The organism is Pseudomonas helleri, from assembly GCF_009600315.1.
Taxonomy (GTDB): domain Bacteria; phylum Pseudomonadota; class Gammaproteobacteria; order Pseudomonadales; family Pseudomonadaceae; genus Aquipseudomonas; species Aquipseudomonas helleri_A.
Window position 1 is genome coordinate 21,914 of record NZ_WIWC01000030.1, and the last position, 22,571, is coordinate 44,484.

A 22,571-nucleotide genomic window follows, 5' to 3' on the forward strand; every position below is an offset into this window, starting at 1 on the left:
CGACTGCTCACAGGCCGGGCCTGTGGCAGTCATGACGTGCGCAGTGGGGGTTATTTGCCTGCGCGGCGAGCGGCTTCAGGGCCGAAGTCACCCGGCCCAATCCCGCCTTTGTTGAGGATGTAGCCGTCGCGCTGTTCGTTGATCAGGTTGAAGGCCAGGTAACTGCCGGCGTTCAAGTCGTGATAAAGGCCAACGCCGGCTTGCCAGGTCTGGGTTTCGGGGGCGTAGAAGTAGTTGACCATCGAGGTGCGCCACAGCTCGCCACGGTTGTCGTAGTTGTCACCCATGATCGGGAACCAGGTGTCTTCGTCGATGTACATCGTGCGCTTGCCATACAGGTGGCGGTTGCCGGGCTTGAGCACGCCTTCAAGTACCCAGACCCGATGCAGCTCGTAGCGCATGTTGTCGGGGTTGATATGACCGGGGGTCAACATGCTCGCGTATTTGAGGTTATTGGCATGCAGACGCGCCGTGTTGTACGGGATGTACAACTCTTTTTTGCCGACGATGTTCCAGTTGTAGCGCTGCGCCGAACCGTTGAAGATGCGCACTTCATCGACCGTGATCGAACCGCCGGAGCCGGGGAATGCCATGTCGAAGCCATAGCCCGGTGATTGACGAACGCGACGGGTGCCGGGGTCGTAGCGCCAGCTTTGGCGAGGCTCGGTCTTGTCGTTCCAGTACTCGGTGCCGGTGTTAATTTCGCCTTTGTCGCGTTGCGGCAGCAGGGTTTCGTTCAGGTAAAAGGACGAGTTGCCGGTGGTGTCACCGATCTTGCCCGGCGCCAGGCCCGGCGCCAGGTTGCGCGAGTGCACGCGGCCCCAGTTGATATTGCCGCCCTTTAGTACATAGGCGTTGTCGGAGGTGTATTCCTCGGTCCAGGCCCGCACGGTGAACAACGAGGCATTTTTCAGCAGTTCGATGCCGCTTTGCGGGATGGGAAACGCCACGCCGCCGGTGCGTGCCACGACCCCTTCGCCATCGTCCACCAACTTGGCCATCGTGGCGTTTTCCAGTGCGGCTTTGCACACGCTGTCGGCGAAACGGAAGTCGCGGTGCGAGGGGTAAATCGGCATGCGGAACGTTGCCGGGTAGAGCTTGAACAGGGCTTTCTGCCCTTCGGACAAATGCGCGCCGTATTGATCGAGGTTTTGCGCGGTGATCACAAACAGCGGTTTTTCGTTGGGGTACGGGTCAATCGGGTGCTTGCCCGTGCCTTCAAACGTGATGCCGGGCGGCGCGCCCAGCCACTGGCCGCTGTAGGCCGGGATGGTGCCCTCGGCATTGCCTTCTTTTTGCGCGCCGACGCAGGTCAGGTCTTTGCCCAAACGGGCAATCTGATCGGCGGGTGCCTGAGCGAGCGTCAGGGCGCTGTAACTGTGTAAGGCCAGAGCGACTGAGAGCCAGCCGCCCATCTGAGAGAGTCGTCGCATGGGGGGTCTCCTTGTTATTTTTGTCGGTAAAGCAAAACCCCGTAGCAGCTGCCGAAGGCTGCGTTCGGGCGCGAAGCGGTCCTGATGCGAACCACTCAATCTGTCGATATGGATGCGTTAAGCGCTTCACGGCCGCTGCGCGCCCGAACGCCGCCTGCGGCAGCTGCTACGGGTGATTTGTCTACCACCAACGGCTTGCCCAGGTTGAACCACGCAGCCAGCGCCGGTAGCAGGAAGATCGCGCCCAGCACGTTGACCATGAACATGAAAGCCAGCAGTAAGCCCATGTCGGCCTGAAATTTGAGCGGGGCAAACACCCAGGTGCACACCCCCAACGACATCGTCAAAGCCGTGAACACCGCCGCCGTGCCGCGTTGGCACATGGCCCGGTAGAAGGCTTCGCGCAGGTTCTGGCCCTCGGCCATTTCATGCTCGATGCGCTCGTAGAGGTAGATGCCGTAGTCCACCCCCACGCCGACACCCAAGGCCATCACCGGCAAGGTGGCGACTTTGAGGCCAATGCCCAGCAGCGCCATCAAGGCGTTGCACAGCACCGCGACTATCGCCAGTGGCACCAGAATGCACAGCACTGCGCGCACTGAGCGGAAGGTCAGCAGGCAGAACAGCGCCACCGAGATAAACAAGGCGGCCAGCATCACCACTTCGGCTTGTTTGACGGCTTCATTGGACGCCGCCATCACCCCGATATTGCCGCCTGCCAGTTTGAAACTCACACCCGGTACGTGGATGCCGTTAATGATGCGTTTGGCTTCGCTGAGCACGTGGGCTACGGTGGCGCCTTCATGGTCAGTCAAAAACACCAGAATCTGCATCTGCTGACAGCCGTCGGTCACCAGCCCGGAATCCGGCGAATAGGCGTAGGCGCCCTGCTGCAAGCCCTGAGATGAGCCGGGTATGGCAGCCCAGCGCGGGTTGCCTTCGTTGTTGCCGGCAATCACCTCTTTACTCATGCCCGCCACGCTTTGCACCGACTGCACGCCGGGCACCTCGCGCATCTTGAAATCGAAGGTTTCCACCGCACGCATCACGGCCGGGTCAAGGCAGGCTTCGCTGCGATCGCTGACGGTCAGGAACACTGACAACACGTCCAGCCCAATGGAGTAGCTGCTGATAATCGCCTGGTTGTCCTGGTTGTAGCGCGAGTCTGCGCGCAACTCGGGGGCACCGGCACCGATGTCGCCGGTGGCCAGATCCCGAGCTTTGTAGGCCCCCGCTGCCAGCAATATCAGGCTGACAGCAAACACCCACAAGGCCGGACCGGGCGTGGCCAGTGCCGATAAACGCCACCACAGCGGGTGACGCTGCTCGTTGAGACGTACGCGGGCCGTCATCAGGCGAGGCTCAAGGTGCACGTGGGCGATGATCAGCGGCAGCATGATTTTATTGGTGATGATCATCAGCATGACGCCGATGCAGGCAGTGATGCCCAGCTCATGGACGATAGGAATGTCGATCAGCATGATCACCCCGAACCCCAGCGCGTTCATCAGCAGCGCCAATGCGCCGGGGATGAATATCGTGCTGAAGGCCGCCTTGGCGGCCGTCACCGAGTCACTGCCTGCGAGCACTTGCTGCTTCCAGGCATTGGTCATTTGCACGGCATGGGACACGCCAATCGAGAAAATCAGAAACGGCACCAGAATCGACATAGGGTCGATCCCCAAACCCAGCAGAGGCAGCAGGCCAAGCAGCCAGATGACCGGCAACAAGGCGACAAACAAGGCCACCACCGTCAAGCGTAACGAGCGTGAGTACAGCCACAGCAACACGCCGGTGATCACAAAGTCGATGGCGAAAAAGCCCATCACAGTGTTCAGTCCTTCGACGACATCCCCCACCAGCTTGGCAAAGCCGACAATGTTAATGTCGATGTCAGCGCTGCTGTATTTGCTTCGAATGTCTTCAAGGCGCTGGGCAATTTGCACATAGTCCACCGGCTGCCCGGTTTTGGGATCAACGTCTTGCAGGTCGGCCCGCACCATCGCCGACTTCAGGTCATTGGCCAGCAGGCGGCCGATTTGCCCGGAACGGGCCGCGTTGCTGCGCACTTGCTGCAGGTCTTCGGGCGTCGCGGCATATTGCGGCGGCACCACCAGATCGCCGACATAGCCCTCTTCAGTGATTTCGATATAGCGCACGTTGGGGGTAAACAGCGAGGTCACACTGGGGCGGCTGACGCCCGAGATATAGAACACGTCGTCCGTGACCTGTTGCAGGGTTTGCAGGAACTCGGGGTTGTAGATATCGCCCTCGCCCTTCCAGTGCACACTGACCAGCAGGCGATTGGCGCCGGTAAAGATCCGGCTGAAATCCAGAAAGTTGAGCATGTACGCATGGCGCACCGGGATCTGTTTGTTGAAGCCGGGGTCGAGCCGTACCTGAGTGGCGCTGTAGCCCAGCGCCAGGGTGATCAGCAGAAACAGTCCGAGCAGGGGCTTGCGGTGGGCGAGCAGCCGCTCGGCACACTGGTTGACCAAACGCTGCGTCAGGGTGAGTTCAGGCGCAATGCTCATCGCAGCCTCGCACAGCAAATGAAAAGACGATGGCGCCCATGCACACGATCCCTCGCAGATTTTTATTGTCAGGGATCATCAGGCGCAGTTGTGCCTGGAACATCGTCCATAAGGCTTAGGCTGTTTGAAGGGGGAAACGCGGACTCGTAGTCGCTGACAAGGAACGAAGGCTGCGATCGAGCGCGAAACGCTCGCAAAACGGGACAACGTGGTGTATCTGAACCCACACCCGACCATCGCGGCAGGGCTGAGACTTTGGCTGGATGGTTTTACGACGGCTGCGCCGCCAATCGCAGCCGTCGTTCCTCGTCAGCGACTACGCGCGACAGGGTCATTCTTTGCTGGGTTTGAACTTGAGCACACCTTTGGGCCAGGTAGCTGCCTTCTTGGTGATCGCCTTCAGGGTTTTGGTCAAGCCGCCTTCCAACTGCTGGTTTGCCGCAAATACCAGCATGACCGTTTGACCTTCCTTGAACACAACGCCTTCACCCTCGGGCGAAATGACATAGGCATAGTCGCCAATGCCATAAACCGTCATTTTGATTTCACGAAACTTGATGTCGAATTTGCCGCCTTCACGACTGGGCAAAACGGCGGCGCTGAAATGATCACCGACTTTAAGCTTGAGACCGGGTTTGTCATCGACCACCAACGCTGTTTCAGTGTCGATCTCGGCGATGTAAATACCTTCCGCCGTTTGCTCGGTGACATAGACAAAACGGGAGTGGAACAGCTTTACCAACCGAGCCCGCAAGTCACCCAAAACGAATAACGCATGCATCTCCAAATTGCTGACTGCCAACGAAAAACCCTCGAAACCTGAAGTGAAACCACCTGAAAAATCAAGGCAGCAAAAAAAGGCATCAGCCACGTAATGAAAAAATTCGAGTACCACAATGTCTCCTGACTGCTGGAGTCGGGAGACAAGAAACATCAAGACTAAAGGATCCGCACTCTGATTACCCCGGCGAACAGACGCCAGTCACTGAAGGAAATCAGCCTGAACCTGCACGTAGAAAACGGATAAAAAAAATCAGTCGGGCCGGCATTCTACCGGCCATGCACGCAGATGGGTATAAACATCCTCATCCGAGTCGAGCATTTCTGGCATTTTTTGCCACTTGACCCTTCAAATGACCCGGCATTCGTCGCGCACATCAGTTAACTGCGCCACACACCATCAACTACTGCCATACTCGCCGAAAAAATCGACTTGGCCCATGAAGCCGGGTTCGCCGGGCTCCATTACCTATAAGGGAACGTGACACGTGACGGAATTTGATATTGGCGAGTTTTTCATCCACGGAGACGTCAGAGAAGTCGAAGGCGAGTTTCAGGCCGTGATCGTGATGCGGGCCAAGCCACCGCTGACCACGGTCACTTACCACCAAGTCGAAAAGGATCGCTGGTTCAAGACCGCTGATGGCGCCAAAACGGCGGGTCTTGAATCCGCCCAGGCATTGAAAAATGCAGTCGATGCAGGTGCCCTCAACGCTTGACTCCACCCGGATGCGCTGGCTCAGGCGTGCCGGGCATTACCCGCATAGCCTCTGTGCTGGCCTCCCAGTTGCGCAAGCCAGGCTGCGCGGCACTCTTCAGCTTCAAGGCGAGTTGAAAAAGCCGTGCCGCGCTGCTCGCCATTGACCAACACCACCCAGCAGGCTTTACGGCCCGCCTCGCGCAAGCTTTTGGGAACACCGCTGCCAATCATGACGGCTACATCAACCTGGTGAGGCATGATGAATTCTCCAGTTATTAGTTAGTCACCTAACGATGTCGGCCATTCTAGTGACTAACGCACGCCGGAAAAAGCTATCTGGGGCATAGCTCAATTGCATGGGCGGTAACAATCGCAGACTTAAACCCATTCGCCGAGCGGCATGCGCTGATCGAACACCGAGCGCCCGCCTTCGCGCGGCCGGTTGAAAAATGCCTGAGCCATCACACCCGTACCGCTGCCCACGCCCGGGTTCCAGTTGGCCGAGCGATGAACATAGCGTTGGCGCAACAGACGCTCCTGGGCAGCGCTGAGTTGAATAACGCCCGTGCCCACCTGAGCCTCAATACTGGCGGCAATCGCTGACAGTTCGTCGGGCAGCTGGGCCTCAGCGGCGGTCAAGGCACGCAAAGGCACACCCTGATCACACGCCAGCCGGTGCATGATGCGCATGTACACACACGACAAGTGCCCATACACCCTGCGCTGCATGAATATGGCCGCCTGCACACGCTGCATCGGGTCCTGACGGGAGCCTGCGGGATGAGACTCGCTGCGTATCTCCAGCAGTCGACCCGGGTCGTGGGGGTCCAGCAAATCTTCGCGCTGCCACTCAACCAAATCTGTCGCGGCGACCGCCCAGGCACGGGTCAGTTTGAGCGGTGTGGACGGGCTGACCAGATTGGTTTGCCAACGGGTCAGATATACCTGCTCTTGCATCTCCAACGGATAGCCACCACCCACATCGGCGTGCACGCCCGGCACGGCTATGTCCAGCGTCCACTGCGGGGCAATGCGGCTCAGTGCGAAATTCCTCCGCTGTTCATCTCGGGCACTGAGTTGCACCACCTGACGGGCACACTCCGGGCTCAGATAAAGGTTAAGTCCCGGGTTGAAGTCGTCGCCTATGTCGCCCATATCGACCAGCCCACCCATGGCAGCCACGGTGTCGAACAGGCCGACAAAACAGATCTCACAGCTAAAATGATCCGCCAGCGCAAAGTGCGCAGCGAAATCAGTTGCGTTGATTTGATTGGTGAAATGACGGGCCGCCGCCGCGCCTCGACTGAAACCAAAAATATCCAGTTGCAAGCGGCTCAGGGTGCCAGGCGCGAGGGTTTGCACAAACGCTTTCAGGCACTGATTCAGTTGCGCCTGAGCCTCCTCGACTTTGCCCAGTACGCCCGTGCTGCCCCGCCCATAGGTCTGCGCCGGAAAGCGCGTATCCGCCTTGCCGGTGGTGGTGCCTATGCCGCTGACATACAGCGAAGTGACGGCCTTGCCCGTGGCATCAAAGGCTGATTGCACGGGGTAGCACTGATGCAACCGGGCAATATTGGTGTCAACACCGTCGTAGCTGCTGCCGGAGTCAACCCTCAGGCCCTGTGCTTGACGCTCCTGTCCCAGCAAGCTGTTGCACGTGTTATTCGCCGTCCCGTCAAAAAAGACACCGACACGCAACACAGGTCCCGTGTGGCTGGAATTGCTCATGAATGCTGCCCTCTTATTCGTTTGCACGCACAAATGCGCGGCCAAATATAAGGGTGCTCAGCACCAGCGACCAGTTCAAGACCAGCAAATTGTATGTGGACGGATTACTACGGATGGGAGGCAGAACAACAGTACGAATGACTGTCGCTTGGGGCAAATAACCGAAACCAATTTGGCTACGAAAACCCAGGAGGTGTTCTCATTCAGTTTGCACACGGGGCAAAACCTGTGAGAACACCTCCGCTGGCGCTTAGGCCTGACGCTGGTGCTTGTCGATTTGCTCGTGACGCTCTTGAGCTTCGATGCAGTACTTGGTCGTCGGGCTGATCAGCAGACGCTTAAGGCCAATGGCCTCGCCGCTGTCATCGCACCAGCCGAAGCTGTCTTCTTTAATGCGCTCCAGCGCTTGCTCCAATTGCGGCAGCATACGTTGATCGCGGTCGATAGAGTTCACCAGCCAGGTGCGCTCTTCTTCTACCGAAGCAGCGTCCGCCGGGTCGGCCGGGGTATCCAGACTTTCAATCGCGATACGGTTCTGCTCGATGCGCTCGTGGGTTTCAACCTTCATGTTTTGCAACAGCTCACTGAAAAAAGCATGTTGCTCGGCATTCATGTAGTCATCCGCCGGCATGGCCAGCAACTTATCCTTTGTCATTGATTTCTCTATAAAAAATACGTGCATTAAGGCGAACTGGGGAGCGTTCTGACCGATATTCGCCCCAACCCGTCAGGTGCCATCTGTTTCAAGCGCCACCCGGCACTCAATTTACGAGGGGCGGCAGTCTAAGGCCGAGTTATCGACTCAGCAACTGAAATGACATCTATTTGTCCAGCAAAACCTGAAAAGCGATAAAAAGGGCTCTAATGGAGTGCGATCGCTGCCAGAAATTCCCTGCGCGAAGCCATTCCTCCCTTAAAACCCAACGGACTCTGCTGAAAAGGATGCCAACATGCCATCTCTTTTCCGGTGCCGACAGCTCAAATGGCCCGATCCGGTTAATGACACAGCTCTTTGAGTAGGCATTGGCGACAGGCGCTGATCGACCCAGCGCCATTGCGCCAGCGAAAAATACTTCACTTTATTACCTGAATGTCATTGGACGTAAAAATGATATCCCTTGAAGGTGCGACACTGCCTTTGCCGATGTACGAAACAAACCCCTCAAAACTCCTCCTTTTCACGCTGAAGAATCCCACGAATATCTCCGTAAATCTTATCGATAGTTACGCATTGACTGACAAGACTGAGGGGGCCTAGCCCTTTACAATCGATCGCACGAATCCCAGATCCCAAGCCAAGTAAATGCCCGATATGTCACTGCTTGTATCGCGACCAACGGCATTTACGAGCTCTGCCCCCACTCAGTTGAGAGTCCAAATCTGAACCACCCCCTCAGATAGCCCAAATACCGGTCAACCCATGAAGACTGCCAACCAAGCACTGACTGCCTGGTTGACACATTCGCCACAAGACACTGCCCGGTATTGTCCAAATAGCCTTACTTAGGGAGCACGACACGATGAGTTATTCCTTGTTTGCCCAGACTAAGCCTGCACTTGAACCCGACTTGTGTGCCACAGCCCCGACGGCTGACGGCCCGGCCCCTATAGACGTGCCGGAACTGAGCAGGCTGGTCAAGCTGCGAGATGCACTGTTGATGCTCAAGGTTCCCATGACCCATAACGAAGGTTTGCGCGACGTTATCAAAGGAAGATTGTTAAACAACGAAGTCTATGAGCGCGTTTTGGGCAAACTGGCGTCCGAGAACCCCAATCACGTGTCAGTGACGCCTCCCTAGGGTTAACAACACATCATCGTCGTGTGAAACAGTGAAACCGGCTTAAGCTCAATAATAATGCAGTTAACGCTCATTATTATGAATTTGCAGATTGGTTGAGCATTGGGCAGACTTCACGCGTTCCTCCCCCACATGAAGGGACATTTTCAAGGGCTTGACGGGATACCCGCCAAGCCCTTTTTTAATCTTCATACTCGCCAAACCGGATTGTCATCACCATGCAAACCCGCTGGATCAGCCGTCTGTTGCCTGCTTCTACCCATACCCGACCGACCGAATGGAGCCGCGCCGCCATTGGCGTATCACTGGGGACCCTGTTCAGTGTATGGGTCTGCAGCCTGTTTTTTGGCCTGCCGGTTGCCCTGCATCTGATCGGCCCGCTGGGAGCTTCCGCAGTGTTGTTGTTTGCCGTTTCTTCGGGCGCGCTCGCGCAACCCTGGTCGATTCTGGGCGGCTATTTCTGTGCCACGCTGGTGTCATTGGTGGTGGTGTACTTTTTGGGCCGCAACCTCAACAGCGCGTGCCTGGCGGTGGGCGTAAGCCTGATAGCCATGTGCCTGTTACGCTGCCTGCACCCGCCTGCCGGAGCACTCAGCCTGCTGGTCGTGCTGGCGGACCCCGACAGTGCCAGTCTGGGCTGGGCCGTGCTGGAACCCGTGATGCTGGCAGCTGCGTGCATGCTGGTATCGGCGATGGCCTATAACAACCTGACCCGAGTGCGTTACCCGAAAAAAGCTGAAGCCGCCGCCGTCCCAACTGTGCCGGCCGCTGCCGGCGATCCGCGGATTACTGCACAGGATTTGCAAAAAGCCCTGGAGCAGATGGAGGCTTTTATCGACGTGACCCCTGAAGACCTGGAAGCCCTGATCAAAGCCAGCGAACAGAATGCACGTCGGCGCAGTGTCACAGAAGTTTTCACTCAAGGCCCGAACTGACAAAACGGCCTCTGCCATCAGGGGCCGGTTAAATCAGGCGCTGTATCTGCTTGTGCCTCCACACCAGTCGGTAATACAGGGTTTGCAGAATCAGCATGGCGATATACGTCACCGGAAACGCCATCCACACCCCTTGAAGACCAAAATGGGCATCCAGTGCATAGGCTGCAGGTAACTCAATGCACAACACACAAAACAGGGTGATGCCCATAGGCACCAGCACCACGCCGCTGGCCCGCATGATCCCGCCGATGACGGCCTGAAAGCCGAACACCAGAACGCTCCAGAGCATGATGTGCAAGAGGTGCTCAGCCCTGATCAGTGCGTCCACGTCCGTGATGAACAGCCCCAGCAACCAGTTGGACAATCCATACCCCACCAGCACCAGCGCACCGGTCAGGCACAGGTTGATGAGCAGACCAGTGCGCAGGATCGGGCTGATGCGCTCCATGCGCCCTGCCCCGATGGCTTGCGCCCCCAGAATCGACGCCGTGATGGCAATCGAAAGCGCCGGAAACTGCACATAGTTGACGATCTGCGTGACCGCACCGTAGGCCGCCGTGGCCGATGAGCCATGGCTGTTGACCAAGGCCAGAATCACTAGCTCGGACAGCGACAGCACCACCATCTGCACCCCGGTCGGCAAGCCGATGCGCAGGACTTTCTGCAAAATGGCCCAGTCCAGACGCAACGCTGCAAAGAATTCCCGATCCGGTGCCATCGCACTGCGTTTGTGGCGCAGACGCAGCACCAAAAAAACCATCGCCAGGGCATTGCCCACCAGCCCGGCCAATGCAGCGCTTTGAATGCCCATGGGCGCGATGCCCAACCAGCCGAGTATCAACGCCGGGGTCAGCAACAGGCCTGTTGCCGTCGACACAATCAGCGCCAACAAAGGCGAAACCGTGTCACTGATGCCCCTCAACAGTTGGGTGAACAGAATAAACACCAGCAAGAGCGGCATGATCAGCATCATCACCCGCGCGTAGGCTACGGCGTCTTCCAGCACGTCCAACGGCGTGCCCAAGCCCTGCAGTGCAGGGCGAGCCAATACGCTGCCGAGTACGGCCGCCGCCAATCCAATGATTGCGCCCAGGGTCAGCGTGGCGCCGGTGACTTTTTTCACCAGCAAGGTTTCCCCCGCCCCCCACGCCTGACCGATCAACACCGATGCACCGGCGCCCAGACCAATCACCAGGGCGATAAAGAAAAACACGATGGGGAACATCCCCGACACGGCTGCCAGAGCCTGAGTGCCCAGCAATTGACCGACATAAATGCCGTTAAGGGTGCCTGAAAAGCTTTGCAGGAAATTGGACAGCACCATCGGCGCCAGGAAGATCAGGTAGATCTTCCACAGCGGCCGTTGTGAAGGGGTTTGCATAACGGTTTGCCCTTGGAAAAAACGCATGGGCCGTTATACCGCAAAAGATTGAAATAAATCTCTTCAGGGTGCCGCGATGGCCGCGGCCACCTCCTTAACTCAACTCAAACAACCCCGCAGCCCCCATGCCGCCGCCAATGCACATGGCCACCACGACAAACCGCGCGCCCCGGCGACGGCCTTCCAGCAGGCTGTGCCCCACCATTCGCGCCCCGGACATGCCAAACGGATGGCCAATGGAAATCGCCCCGCCGTTGACGTTCAGGCGGTCATTGGGGATCTGCAAACAGTCGCGGCAGTACACCACCTGACACGCAAACGCCTCATTGATCTCCCACAGGTCGATGTCCGACACCGTCAGGCCGAAGCGCTTGAGCAGTTTGGGAATGGCAAACACCGGGCCAATACCCATTTCTTCCGGCGCACAACCACTGACCGCGATCCCGCGATAAATACCCAGCGCTTCGATCCCGCGCTGTTTGGCCTCGGCGCGGCTCATCAACAAGACGGCGGCAGCACCGTCGGAGAATTGCGAAGCATTGCCCGCGGTGATGAACTCGCCCTGCTGCACCCATTGGCCGTCTTTCCACACCGGTTTCAACGCAGCCAGGTCTTCAAGGGTGGTCGAGGGGCGATTGCACTCGTCACGGTCGGCCACCACCTCTTGATGGCCACTGGGCCTGCCTTCCTTGTCAAAGCACAGCTTGCGCGCGGCCAAGGGCACAATCTCCTCGGCAAACAGCCCGGCGGCCTGTGCGGCGGCCGTTCGCTGCTGGCTTTGCAGTGAGTACTGATCCTGCACCTCACGGCTGATGCTGTAGCGCCGGGCCACGATTTCAGCGGTTTCAAGCATCGGAATATAGGCCGTTGGCATGCACGCCAGCACGGCTTCGGACTGTGCCCGATAGGTGTTTTTGTATTTGTTCTGGGTCAATGACAGCGACTCGACCCCGCCCGCGACCGCAATCGACAGTTCGCCGGTCATGATGCCCTTGGCGGCCACACCGATACTCATCAACCCCGAGGCGCACATGCGGTCAATGGCCATGCCCGGCACGGTGTTGGGCAAGCCGCCGGTATTGGCGCACAAGCGGCCAATGTTGTAGCCCTGGGTGCCTTGTTGCGCCGCAGCGCCCATGATCACGTCCTCGACCGAGCCTGGCTCGATGCCCGCGCGCTCAACCACAGCCCGCACCACATGGCCACCGAGCACCGGGGCTTCGGTATCGTTGAACGAGCCACGGAAGGATTTGGTCAGGGCCGTACGGGCCGTGGAGACGATTACAACGTCATTCAGGTTCATGTCAGCACTCACTGTTCAATAGGGTTGAAGGTGTAACGGCTGATGGTGTCCACCACACAGCCGGGACGCTCGCTGCCTTCGATTTCAACGCTGATGCGCACCACCGCCTGTAAGGCCGCCCCGAGCGCTTCGACCTGCATGATCTGGCCATGCCCGCGCACCCGCGAGCCGACTTTGACCACGGCCGGAAAGCGCAAGCGGTCGCTGCCGTAATTGACCCCCATGGCCAGATTGGCGAACTGCATCAACTGCGGCATAAACAGATTGGCCAGTGCCAGCGTCAAATAGCCGTGGGCAATGCAGGCACCAAACGGGCCGTTGGCCGCTCGCTCAGGGTCGACATGAATCCATTGATGATCGCCCGTGGCTTCGGCGAACAGATTGATGCGTTCCTGCGTCAGCTCCAGCCACTCGGTCCGGCCCAGATCCTGCCCCTGGGCGCCAAGCAATTGCGCGGCGCTGCTGAAGAGTGTGCTCATGGGTTCCCCTCAGGCCTGCTGCGAACTGACCGGTAAGACTTCACCGACCATATAAGAGGCGTAGTCGCTGGCCAAAAACACCATGACGTTGGCCACTTCCCAGACTTCAGCCGCGCGACCAAAGGCTTCGCGGCTGGTCAATTGCTCCAGCAACTCGCTGCTTGAGGCTTTTTTCAGAAAGTCATGCAAGGCAATCGACGGTGCGACGGCATTGATCCGCACCCCGCTTTCGGCCGCCTCCAACGCGCTGCAACGGGTCAGCGCCATCACGCCGGCCTTGGCTGCGGCGTAATGGGCCTGTTCTTTTTGCGCCCGCCAGCCCAGTACCGAGGCGTTGTTGACGATGGCCCCAGCGCCGCGTCGTTCCATGTGCGGCAGCATGGCGCGGGTCATGCGCATGGTGCCGGTGAGGGTGATGTCGAGCACTGAAGACCACTGTTGATCGGTCATCTCGGTGAGGCGCACCTGACCGCCCAGCCCTGCGTTGTTGATCAGCACATCAACGCCGCCCAAAGCGTCTTCGGCGGCAGCGATGAGGGCTTGCACGTCGGCTTCGACCGTGACGTTGCACAGTTGGCCGTAGACCGCTTGCAGACCGGTTTCAGTTTTGAGGCGCTCAACCGCTTCTTCGAGGCGACGTGGGTGAATATCGGAAATCATCAAGGCGCGACAGCCTTCTTCGGCGCAGCGTTTGGCGGCGGCATAGCCGATACCTGCACCGGCGGCGGCGGTGATCAGGATCGACTTGCCGGCCAGTAGCTGGTGGCCGGGGACGTAGGGAGGTGCTTGTCTCATGGTTGAATTCTCTTATTGTGATGGCAAACAAAAGCCCCTCACCCTAGCCCTCTCCCAAAGGGAGAGGGGACTAAGAGCAGATCAAAGCCCCTCACCCTAGCCCTCTCCCGGAGGGAGAGGGGACTAGAAGCGGATCTGCTTTTGCCTTTAGCCCCCTCTCCCTCCGGGAGAGGGCTGGGGTGAGGGCAAGGGATCTCAGCTCCCCCAAACCCTTTGCGGCTTGGGCGCTTCAGCCAATATCTGGCTCATGGCGACGCCCACTTCTTCAAGCTGCCATTGCGCGCCCTTGTCACGGGTCACTCCGGTTCGCCAGCCATCCCCCAATGACAGCCGCCCGCCCTGGCTCTCGATAATCTGCCCGGTCACATCACGGGACAGGCTGCTGCCCAACCACACCACCAACGGAGCGACATTTTCGGGCGCCCAGGCATCAAACCCGCCGTCGTCAGGCTTTTTAACAACGTCCGGCATGGCACTTTCCGTCATCGAGGTGCGCGCCGCCGGGGCCAACGCGTTGGCCGTAACGCCATAACGCGCCAGTTCAGCCGCCTGTACCAGCGTCAGCGCGGCAATCCCGCCTTTGGCCGCGCTGTAATTGGATTGCCCCACCGAGCCCTGCAAACCCGCACCGGAGCTGGTATTGATAATCCGCGCATCTACGGGATGCCCGGCCTTGGCCTGATCGCGCCAACGCTTGCCCAGAATATTGGCCAGACAGAAGTGCCCCTTGAGGTGCACGCGCATCACCGCATCCCAGTCATCTTCGCCCAAGCTGATAAACATCCGGTCGCGCAAGATCCCGGCGTTGTTCACCACCACATGGACTTCACCGAACGCAGCCAGCGCGGCATCGACGATCAATTGCGCCGTCGCAATCGTGGTGATGTCATCGGCGTTGGCAATCGCCTGCCCGCCGCGCTCACGAATTTCGCCCACCACCTCTTCAGCCGCTTCACGGCGAATGTCGTTCACCACCACATTGGCGCCCTGCTCGGCAAACGCCAGGGCATAAGCGCGGCCCAGGCCACCGCCTGCGCCGGTAATAATCACGGTACGTCCTGCACAAATGGCCATCTCGGTACTCCTAAAGACGCTCAATGATGGTTACGTTGGCTTGCCCGCCGCCTTCGCACATGGTCTGCAACCCGTAACGACCGCCACTGCGTTCCAACTGATGGAGCAGGCTGGTCATCAACCGGGCACCACTGGCGCCCAAGGGATGGCCCAAGGCAATAGCGCCGCCATTGGCATTGGTTTTCGCCGGGTCATAATCCAGCTCCTTGGCCCATGCCATGACGACCGAGGCAAAGGCTTCGTTGATTTCCACAAGGTCGATGTCTTGCATGCGCATTCCGGCTTTTTTCAACGCCATGCGCGTAGCCGCAATCGGTGCCGTGAGGTGCCAGATCGGATCGTCGCCCATCACGCACAGGTGATGGATACGGGCTCTGGGGGTCAGGTTATAGCGCTTGAGCGCCGCCTCGGAGACCACCAGCAAAGCGGCCGAAGCGTCACAGGTCTGACTGGAAACGGCTGCGGTGATCGACGGAAATTCAGCGGACACCGGCTCCAGTTCAGCCATTTTGGCCAAGCTGGTCTGACGCGGTGTTTCATCGTCCCATACGCCTTCGCACGGCACGATTTCAGTGACAAAACGGCGCCCGGCAATGGCGTCCAGCGCACGCCGATGACTTTCCAGTGCGTAAGCTTCCATCTGCTGGCGGCTGATGTGCCAGTGATCGGCGATGCGCTGCGCCGCGTAAAACTGATTGACCGGCTGGTTGCCAAATCGCGCCTGCCAGCCCTTGCTGCCGGAAAACGGATCACTGAACCCCAGCGGCTGCCCCGCCAACATCGCCGATGAAATCGGGATCTGGGTCATGGTTTGCACGCCACCCACCGCAATCACATCCTGGGTACCGCTCATCACCGCTTGCGCGGCAAAGTGCAGCGCCTGCTGCGATGAACCGCACTGACGGTCAATGGTGGTGCCCGGTACGGTCAAGGGCAGCCCCGCCGCCAGCCAACTGGTGCGGGCAATGTCCCCGGCCTGGGAGCCAATGGTGTCAACGCAACCAAATATCACATCGTCGTATTCGTCGGCGGGGATCTGGTTGCGCTCCACCAGCGCTTTAAGCACATGGGCGCCCAGGTCAATTGCATGCACATGGGCCAACCCGCCTTTACGCTTGCCGGTCGGGCTGCGCAAGGCATCAACAATATAGGCTTGAGGCATCATCATTCCTCGAAGGTGTGGCCTGGGCCCAGAGGCGCAGCACCGCTGAGTACGTGGTCAGCCACGCGTCTTTTATGCAGGGCGCGATCGCCCCAGGCGTTGTCCAGTGCCCACGCGCGCTTCATGAACATTTGCAGGTCAACTTCCCAGGTGTAACCCATGGCGCCGTGTACCTGAATGCCGTGACGAGCCGCCAGCCAGCTGGCCTCACAGCACGCCAGACGCGCTTGCGAGACCCAAACAGCGGCGTGTTGCTCACCGTGAGCCAGCGCATACGCCGCGCGATACAACACCGGCTTGGCAAACTCAATCTGCGTGGCCACATCGGCCAAGTGATGTTTGACCGCTTGAAAACTGCCTATCGGTTTGCCGAACTGTTTGCGCTGCGCGGCGTAGTCCACCGAGAGGTCGAGCATGCGCTGAGCCAGACCGAGCAATTGCCCGGCCACCGACAGCGCCCCCCGGTTCAAGGCCTGCGCCCATAAGTGGCGACCCGCAGGGCCGTCGGCCACCAGCGTTGAAGTGCTCGACTGCCAACTGACACGGGCCAGACGCCGTGAGGCATCCAGGCTGCTGAGGGGTTGCACATCGACCTGGCTACGGGGTACCACGTGGACTTCGTCGCCCTGGGCCAGCAGCAGCAAATCCGCGTGAGCCGCATCGGCCACCAGCGGGTTGACCGGGTGACCAAGCGCAATGCGCAGGCTGCCGTCTGCAATGCCGCTCAGCCATTCCTTGCGGGTGGCGGTGTCCGGTGCCAAACCGGCAATCATCGCGCTGGCTACATAAGCGGTGTCGCTGAGTGAATCAGGAATGGCGTAGTAGCCCAGCTCCTGGGTCATCAATGCCCACGCCACATCGTCCATGCCCAAACCGCCGTAAGCCTCGGGCACTGAGAGCGCAGTCAACCCCTGCGCCGCAATCTTGTTGCGCAAGTCTGGCGAACGACCGAGATCGGTTTCCCAGATTTCGCGGAGCATTTCGGGTGCGGCTTCAGTCATCAAAAAACGACTGATGGCTTCGCGAAACGTTTGCTGGTCTTCGGTAAAGGTAAAGTCCATGCCCGGCCTCACTTCGGCAGACCGAGCATGCGCTCGGCGATGATGTTGCGCTGGATCTCGTTGGTGCCGGCGTAAATAGGCCCTGCCTGAGCAAACAAAAAGCCTTCGAGCCAGTTGTAGCCACTGTCCGTTTGCCCGGTCAATTCGCCCAGAGCACCGAGAATACGCATGGCGATTTCGTGCATGCGCAGGTCAAGTTCCGACCAGATGATTTTATTGATGCTCGACTCGGCACCAATCTGCGCTCCACGGTTCAGGCGTCCCACCGTGTGATACGCGGACAAGGCATAGGCCTGGGCGTCCGACCACGCCTTGCACACCTCGTCCCCCAGGGTTGGGTCGCGGTCGGCACTGAAGCGATGGTGTTGATACAACTCCACCAACTTGCGCGCGGTGTACTGAAAACGGGCAGGCGAACGCAACAGCAAGCCCCGCTCAAAACCCGCCGTAGCCATCGCCACGTGCCAGCCCTGCCCTTCATCGCCAATACGGTTTTGCAGCGGGATACGCACGTCATCAAAAAAAACTTCGGCGAAAGCATCTTTACCGTTCAGCGCCTTGATCGGCCGCACCGTGACGCCCGGCGCATTGAGCGGCACCATGACAAACGACAAACCATGATGGCGGCTGGACGACGGATCGCTGCGAAACAGGCCAAACAGCCAGTCGGCAAAAATCGCTCGGGTCGACCAGGTTTTCTGACCATTGAGCACATACTCGTCACCCTGACGAGTGGCTTTACTGGTGATGGCGGCCATGTCGGAACCGGCGTTCGGTTCAGACCAGCCTTGCGCCCACATGTCGGCACTGGCGGCCATGCGCGGCAGAAAACGTTTTTTCTGTTCCTCGGTGCCGAACTCCATCAAGGTGGTGCCGAGCAGCAGCTGACCGTTCTGGTTAACCCGCATGGGGGCACCGGCGCCGTAATATTCTTCCTCGAAGATCAACCACTCAATCAGGTCGCAGCCGCGCCCACCCAGTTCGGTGGGCCACATGACCATCGACAGGCGATTCTCAAACAGCTTGGCTTCCCACTGGCGGTGCTGCTCAAAGCCTTCGCGGGTGTCGTAACTGGCCAAGGGACGGCTGGGCAGATTGGCGGCCAGCCATTGCCGCACTTCCTGTCGAAAGGCCTTTTGTTTCGGGGAGTAAGTCAGGTCCATCGTCAGCTCCTCAGAACGTAGCGTCGCGTTTTTCAACAAACGCGCGGCGGGTTTCAGCGGAGTCCGCACAGGTGTAAGCCTGTAAGGTAAAACCCTGTTCCCAACGGTATTTATCTTCCAGGTTGCCGTCTTCGATACCGTTGAGCGCTTCTTTGGCGATGCGGATCATGGCCGGGCTTTTGCTGGCGATTTTGTGGGCGATCTGCAACGCGGTTTCGCGCAGTTGCTCACGGGGCACAACACGCTCGATAAAGCCGTATTGCTGAGCTTCCACGGCTCCGATCTTGTCGCCGGTGAAGAACAGATAACGGACTTTTTGCACCGGAAACAGGCGCTGCAAATGTGCGCCGCCGCCCATCGCCCCGCGGTCCACTTCGGGCAAGGCGAAGGTGGCGCAATCGGAGGCCACGACAATGTCGGCGGCGCCGGTAATGCCAATGCCACCGCCCAGTACAAAGCCATGCACGGCCACAATCACCGGCACCGGATTGCGATGCACCGCCTTGAAGGTGGCGTAGTTACCGGCATTGACCTGCACGATCAGTTCGGGGTTGGCGTCCAGTTCCTTGATGTCGACGCCAGCGCAGAAACCCCGGCCTTCGGCTCGGATCACGATGACGCGTACGTCCGGGTTGGCGCCCAGGGCCTCAATTGTGTGCGCGAGGTCCAGCCATTGCTGGCTGTTGAGCGCATTGACGGGGGGCCGATCAATCACCAGCTCAGCGACGCCGGCGTCGATGGCGGTGTGAAATGCAGTGTGGGTTGCGCTGATCACAGGTGCTCCTGAAATGGCCGTAGGCATGGGAGCAGTATGGGAATGTGCAGGGGGCCAATCATCGTCCATAAAGACTAAGCACAACGTCTGGCCCGGACGTGTCAGCAGGGTTGTAGCTGCCCGTCAGGTTCGCTGGCCCAGCGATCCGAGGTTAACGGCTGAATGGACTAGTCCACCCAAAGGTTTTCTCCACCTTGGGCCACTCTCATGCTTGCGCCTTAAACCGTATTCATTTATGAGAGCCCCCCTATGGAGTTAGCCCTGACTGACGAGCAACGCATGATTGTGCAGTCTGCCGAGCGCTTTTTGGCTCAGGTGGCCGACAGCACAGCTGTGCGCACGGCAATGGCCAGCGAGCGCGGGCATGACGCTGACACCTGGGGGCGCATTGCCCGCGAACTGTACTGGCCGGCGCTGGCCATTCCTGAGGCGTATGGCGGGCTGGGCCTGGGGTTTGTCGAAGTCAGCCTGCTACAGGAACAACTCGGCCGTCGCCTGCTGCCCTCGCCGTTCTTCGCGACCTGCTGCCTGGCCACCCCCGCCCTGCTGCTGAGCCAGAATCAGGCGCTCAAGGAGCGCTGGTTGCCCCTGATTGCAGCAGGCGAACTCAGCGCCAGCCTGGCTTACACCAGTTCAACGCGCTGGGATGACGCCGGCGTGCAGGTCTACGCCCAAAGCCACGGCGGCGGTTACCGCCTCAATGGTCACTACCTTTACGTGATCGACGGCGCCGACTGTGACCTATTGATCATTGCCGCACGCACACCGGGCAGTGTCGGAGAAGCCGGTATCCGTCTGTTCGCCGTGCCTGCCGACACCCCCGGCATCAGCCGCCAGCGCCAACCAACTTTGGACCAAACCCGCAGCCTGGCGACCATCACCCTTAAAGACGTAGCCCTGAGCGATGAGCATTTACTCAGCGAACCCGGACAAGGCTGGCCCCTGTTGCGCACTGTGCTGCATATGGCCGCCATCGGGCTGGCCGCCGAGCAGACCGGAGGCGCCCAGCAGTCGCTGGACCTGACGTTGGAATACATAAAAGGTCGTGAACAGTTTGGCCGCAGCATTGCCAGTTTTCAGGCGGTCAAACACCGTTGCGCTGACCTGATGCTCGCCATTGAATGCGCACGCTCGGCCAGTTACTACGCCGCCTGCATTGCCGATGAATGCTTGAAAATCGATGGCGATCCACTGGCCCGACGAGAACTGGCCGAGGCGGCCAGCGCAGCCAAAATCCACGCCAGCGAAGGGTTTTACCAGTGCGCCGCCGAGTCCATCCAGTTACATGGCGGCGTCGGCTTTACCTGGGAATACGACCCGCACCTGTATTTCAAACGTGCCCGTGCCAGTGAACAGCTGTTGGGCAGCCCGGACGTTCACCGCGAGCAACTGGCCAAACTGATTTTTGGAGAATACCCATGAACACCGGCTTTAGCGCGGCAGATGAACAGTTTCGCCAGCAGGTGGCAGCGTGGATGCAGCAACACTTGCGCGGCGAATTCGAAGCCCTGCGTTTTCGCGGCGGGCCGGGCGATGAGGACTTCGCGCCCGATCAGCGCAAGGCGTGGGAGCAGGTCGTGGCCAGTGGTGGCTGGATCGGTGCCGGCTGGAGCACTGAACATGGCGGGCGGGGGTTGAGCATCAACCAGCAAGTGATCTTTTATGAAGAATACGCTCGCGCTGGTGGGCCCGGTCGCATGGGTCACATTGGTGAGGGGCTGGTCGGCCCGACCATCGCCGCCTTCGGTACCCCTGAACAACAACAGCGGTTTTTGCCGCCGATTCTGGCCGGTAAACATTTTTGGTGTCAGGGCTACTCCGAACCGGGCGCCGGGTCTGACCTGGCCAATATCAAAACCCGCGCCAGCCTCGATCCCCATAGCCATCAATGGCTGATTAACGGCCAAAAAGTCTGGACGTCGCTGGCCCACGAGTCTGACTGGTGCTTTGTGCTGGCCCGCACTGAAGTGGGGAGCGTGGGGCATCGCGGCTTGTCGTTTTTACTGGTGCCGATGGACCAACCCGGCATTCGGGTGCAACCCATCCGCCAGATGACCGGCACCAGCGAATTCAATGAAGTGTTTTTTGATCAGGCGCACACCTCGGCAGACAACCTGATAGGACAGCCCGGTGACGGCTGGAAAATTGCCATGGCCTTGCTGGGCTTTGAACGCGGCGTATCAACGCTGGGCCAGCAAATGCAGTTTCAAAATGAATTGGACGAAGTGGTGCGCATTGCCAAGCACAATGGCGCCGCGCAAGACCCGATCCTGCGCCAACGCATTGCCCGCGCCTGGAGCGGCTTGCGGGTGTTGCGCTACAACTCGTTGCGCATGCTGTCGGGGGTGCAGGACGGCAGCCTGCGGCCCGAAGCCACCATCTACAAACTGGCGTGGTCCAGCTGGCACCTTGAGCTGGGCAAACTGGCCATGGACGTACTGGGCCCAGAGGCGGAACTACTGGAGTCAGGCCCGTATCAATTGACACGTCTGCAAGCCCTGTTTCTGTTCACCCGCGCTGACACCATTTATGGCGGCAGCAGTGAAATTCAGCGCAACATTATTGCCGAGCGCGCCTTGGGCATGCCGCGCGAGGCCAGATAACACGGGGGGGCAACCCTTCGCAGGGTGCTGAGCCGCAAGGGCGTCAGCACCGCTGCGCGAATAAACCACTGAGCGCGCCCTGTCAGTCGGCAAAAGCAATACCTCATGTTTCGCCCTCTTGCTTAACGTAAAACTGTCCCCACCTGACAGATCTGTCATCTCGCCATCAGTTGCCTGACAGGCCCGGTGGTGCAGCCTTCACATTTACGTTAAGAGGTAGCCCATGAAAACCCCACTGCGTCTTGTGGCTTTATCAGCCCTGCTGCTGACTTCAATGGCGCAAGCTGCTGAATCACTGACCATCGACGTACACCGCGATGCCAACTGCGGGTGCTGTAAATCCTGGATTTCACACCTGCAAGCCAATGGCTTCAAGGTCAATGACCATGTAGAAGCCGACATGAGCCAATTTAAACAACAGGCCGGGGTTGAACCGCGTCTGGCTTCGTGCCACACCGGGATCATCAACGGCAAATTCGTTGAAGGCCATGTGCCCGCCGATCAAGTGAAAGCGTTGACTCAGCGTGACGACCTCAAGGGTATTGCCGTGCCCGGTATGCCGATGGGCTCACCGGGAATGGAAATGGGCGATCACAAAGACGCTTATCAGGTGATTGGCCTGCGTAAGGATGGTCGCGAAGAAGTGATCGCCGAATACGCCGGAAATTAAACACCACGCCCTATAAATGCACCGCAATGGTGCATTTATAGGTTCTTATCAATCTGAACAGTGCCCTTTAAACCCCGTCCGTCGTGGCCGCTTCATGCCCCATTTACACCGGGCATTTCAATGATTCATATTTTTGTCCTACAAGATTCAAACATCCCTCCTACACTCCAGCCTGTCGTATTTCGCCGTTCTA

The 22,571-nt window shown here is 59.1% G+C and carries 21 protein-coding genes; 6 read left to right on the forward strand and 15 right to left on the reverse strand.

Going from position 1 to position 22,571, the window contains the following annotated elements; all coding sequences use genetic code 11:
• Window positions 1-50: 50 nt before the first annotated feature.
• The 3 genes from GHN86_RS16580 to GHN86_RS16590 form a co-directional block, all read right to left on the reverse strand.
• The gene (locus GHN86_RS16580; RefSeq protein ID WP_153381051.1) at window positions 51-1,433 is read right to left on the reverse strand and encodes a DUF1329 domain-containing protein; all 1,383 of its coding nucleotides are present in this window, start codon (window positions 1,431-1,433) and stop codon (window positions 51-53) included.
• Window positions 1,434-1,528: 95 nt separating this feature from the next.
• The gene (locus GHN86_RS16585; protein ID WP_153386953.1) at window positions 1,529-3,967 is read right to left on the reverse strand and encodes an efflux RND transporter permease subunit; all 2,439 of its coding nucleotides are present in this window, start codon (window positions 3,965-3,967) and stop codon (window positions 1,529-1,531) included.
• A gap of 331 nt (window positions 3,968-4,298) precedes the next feature.
• Window positions 4,299-4,769 (reverse strand): hypothetical protein, encoded by a 471-nt coding sequence (locus tag GHN86_RS16590; RefSeq protein ID WP_194286257.1) that lies wholly within the window; start codon window positions 4,767-4,769, stop codon window positions 4,299-4,301.
• A 466-nt stretch (window positions 4,770-5,235) separates the two neighbouring features.
• Between GHN86_RS16590 and GHN86_RS16595 the strand changes: the two genes are divergently transcribed.
• Entirely contained in the window at window positions 5,236-5,466 is a 231-nt protein-coding gene (locus GHN86_RS16595) for a hypothetical protein (protein WP_323369443.1), read from the forward strand.
• Window positions 5,467-5,486: 20 nt separating this feature from the next.
• Here the strand turns inward: GHN86_RS16595 and GHN86_RS16600 are convergent, their stop codons facing one another.
• From GHN86_RS16600 to GHN86_RS16610, 3 genes are all read right to left on the reverse strand, one after another.
• Window positions 5,487-5,705, reverse strand: a complete 219-nt coding sequence (locus tag GHN86_RS16600) for a hypothetical protein (RefSeq protein ID WP_153381055.1) — start codon at window positions 5,703-5,705, stop codon at window positions 5,487-5,489.
• A gap of 120 nt (window positions 5,706-5,825) precedes the next feature.
• The gene (locus GHN86_RS16605) at window positions 5,826-7,175 is read right to left on the reverse strand and encodes a T6SS phospholipase effector Tle1-like catalytic domain-containing protein (RefSeq protein ID WP_153386956.1); all 1,350 of its coding nucleotides are present in this window, start codon (window positions 7,173-7,175) and stop codon (window positions 5,826-5,828) included.
• Window positions 7,176-7,425: 250 nt separating this feature from the next.
• Window positions 7,426-7,830 carry a TraR/DksA family transcriptional regulator gene (locus GHN86_RS16610; RefSeq protein ID WP_122783642.1) on the reverse strand — a complete coding sequence of 135 codons (405 nt, stop codon included), beginning with the start codon at window positions 7,828-7,830 and terminating at the stop codon, window positions 7,426-7,428.
• Between the two features lie 865 nt (window positions 7,831-8,695).
• On the opposite strand from GHN86_RS16610, the gene GHN86_RS16615 reads away from it, so the two are divergent.
• On the forward strand, window positions 8,696-8,974 hold the full coding sequence (locus GHN86_RS16615; RefSeq protein WP_153381059.1) for a type VI secretion system contractile sheath small subunit: 279 nt from the start codon (window positions 8,696-8,698) through the stop codon (window positions 8,972-8,974).
• A gap of 218 nt (window positions 8,975-9,192) precedes the next feature.
• Window positions 9,193-9,909: an HPP family protein gene (locus GHN86_RS16620; RefSeq protein ID WP_153381061.1), complete on the forward strand. Its 717-nt coding sequence runs from the start codon at window positions 9,193-9,195 to the stop codon at window positions 9,907-9,909.
• A 28-nt stretch (window positions 9,910-9,937) separates the two neighbouring features.
• Here the strand turns inward: GHN86_RS16620 and GHN86_RS16625 are convergent, their stop codons facing one another.
• The 9 genes from GHN86_RS16625 to GHN86_RS16665 all read right to left on the reverse strand — a co-directional run bounded on the left by GHN86_RS16625 (window position 9,938) and on the right by GHN86_RS16665 (window position 19,132).
• Entirely contained in the window at window positions 9,938-11,293 is a 1,356-nt protein-coding gene (locus GHN86_RS16625) for an MATE family efflux transporter (RefSeq protein WP_153381063.1), read from the reverse strand.
• A gap of 94 nt (window positions 11,294-11,387) precedes the next feature.
• On the reverse strand, window positions 11,388-12,596 hold the full coding sequence (locus GHN86_RS16630) for an acetyl-CoA C-acyltransferase (protein ID WP_153386958.1): 1,209 nt from the start codon (window positions 12,594-12,596) through the stop codon (window positions 11,388-11,390).
• Window positions 12,597-12,604: 8 nt separating this feature from the next.
• Window positions 12,605-13,075 carry a MaoC family dehydratase gene (locus GHN86_RS16635; RefSeq protein ID WP_153381067.1) on the reverse strand — a complete coding sequence of 157 codons (471 nt, stop codon included), beginning with the start codon at window positions 13,073-13,075 and terminating at the stop codon, window positions 12,605-12,607.
• Between the two features lie 9 nt (window positions 13,076-13,084).
• Complete coding sequence (locus GHN86_RS16640) at window positions 13,085-13,870, reverse strand: SDR family oxidoreductase (RefSeq protein ID WP_153381069.1); 786 nt, start codon at window positions 13,868-13,870, stop codon at window positions 13,085-13,087.
• Between the two features lie 195 nt (window positions 13,871-14,065).
• Window positions 14,066-14,944: an SDR family oxidoreductase gene (locus GHN86_RS16645; protein WP_153381071.1), complete on the reverse strand. Its 879-nt coding sequence runs from the start codon at window positions 14,942-14,944 to the stop codon at window positions 14,066-14,068.
• 10 nt (window positions 14,945-14,954) lie between these two features.
• Window positions 14,955-16,106, reverse strand: coding sequence for an acetyl-CoA C-acetyltransferase (locus GHN86_RS16650; RefSeq protein ID WP_153381073.1), 1,152 nt, complete (start codon window positions 16,104-16,106; stop codon window positions 14,955-14,957).
• A gap of 2 nt (window positions 16,107-16,108) precedes the next feature.
• The gene (locus GHN86_RS16655) at window positions 16,109-17,167 is read right to left on the reverse strand and encodes an acyl-CoA dehydrogenase family protein (protein ID WP_153381075.1); all 1,059 of its coding nucleotides are present in this window, start codon (window positions 17,165-17,167) and stop codon (window positions 16,109-16,111) included.
• A gap of 8 nt (window positions 17,168-17,175) precedes the next feature.
• The gene (locus tag GHN86_RS16660) at window positions 17,176-18,330 is read right to left on the reverse strand and encodes an acyl-CoA dehydrogenase family protein (RefSeq protein ID WP_153381077.1); all 1,155 of its coding nucleotides are present in this window, start codon (window positions 18,328-18,330) and stop codon (window positions 17,176-17,178) included.
• A gap of 10 nt (window positions 18,331-18,340) precedes the next feature.
• Complete coding sequence (locus GHN86_RS16665; RefSeq protein WP_153381079.1) at window positions 18,341-19,132, reverse strand: enoyl-CoA hydratase family protein; 792 nt, start codon at window positions 19,130-19,132, stop codon at window positions 18,341-18,343.
• A 222-nt stretch (window positions 19,133-19,354) separates the two neighbouring features.
• On the opposite strand from GHN86_RS16665, the gene GHN86_RS16670 reads away from it, so the two are divergent.
• From GHN86_RS16670 to GHN86_RS16680, 3 genes are all read left to right on the forward strand, one after another.
• Complete coding sequence (locus GHN86_RS16670) at window positions 19,355-20,527, forward strand: acyl-CoA dehydrogenase family protein (RefSeq protein WP_153381082.1); 1,173 nt, start codon at window positions 19,355-19,357, stop codon at window positions 20,525-20,527.
• Window positions 20,524-21,708: an acyl-CoA dehydrogenase family protein gene (locus tag GHN86_RS16675; RefSeq protein WP_153381083.1), complete on the forward strand. Its 1,185-nt coding sequence runs from the start codon at window positions 20,524-20,526 to the stop codon at window positions 21,706-21,708. The genes GHN86_RS16670 and GHN86_RS16675 overlap by 4 nt, the downstream gene beginning before the upstream one ends.
• Window positions 21,709-21,931: 223 nt before the next feature.
• On the forward strand, window positions 21,932-22,378 hold the full coding sequence (locus GHN86_RS16680; RefSeq protein WP_153381085.1) for a DUF411 domain-containing protein: 447 nt from the start codon (window positions 21,932-21,934) through the stop codon (window positions 22,376-22,378).
• Window positions 22,379-22,571 lie beyond the last annotated feature (193 nt).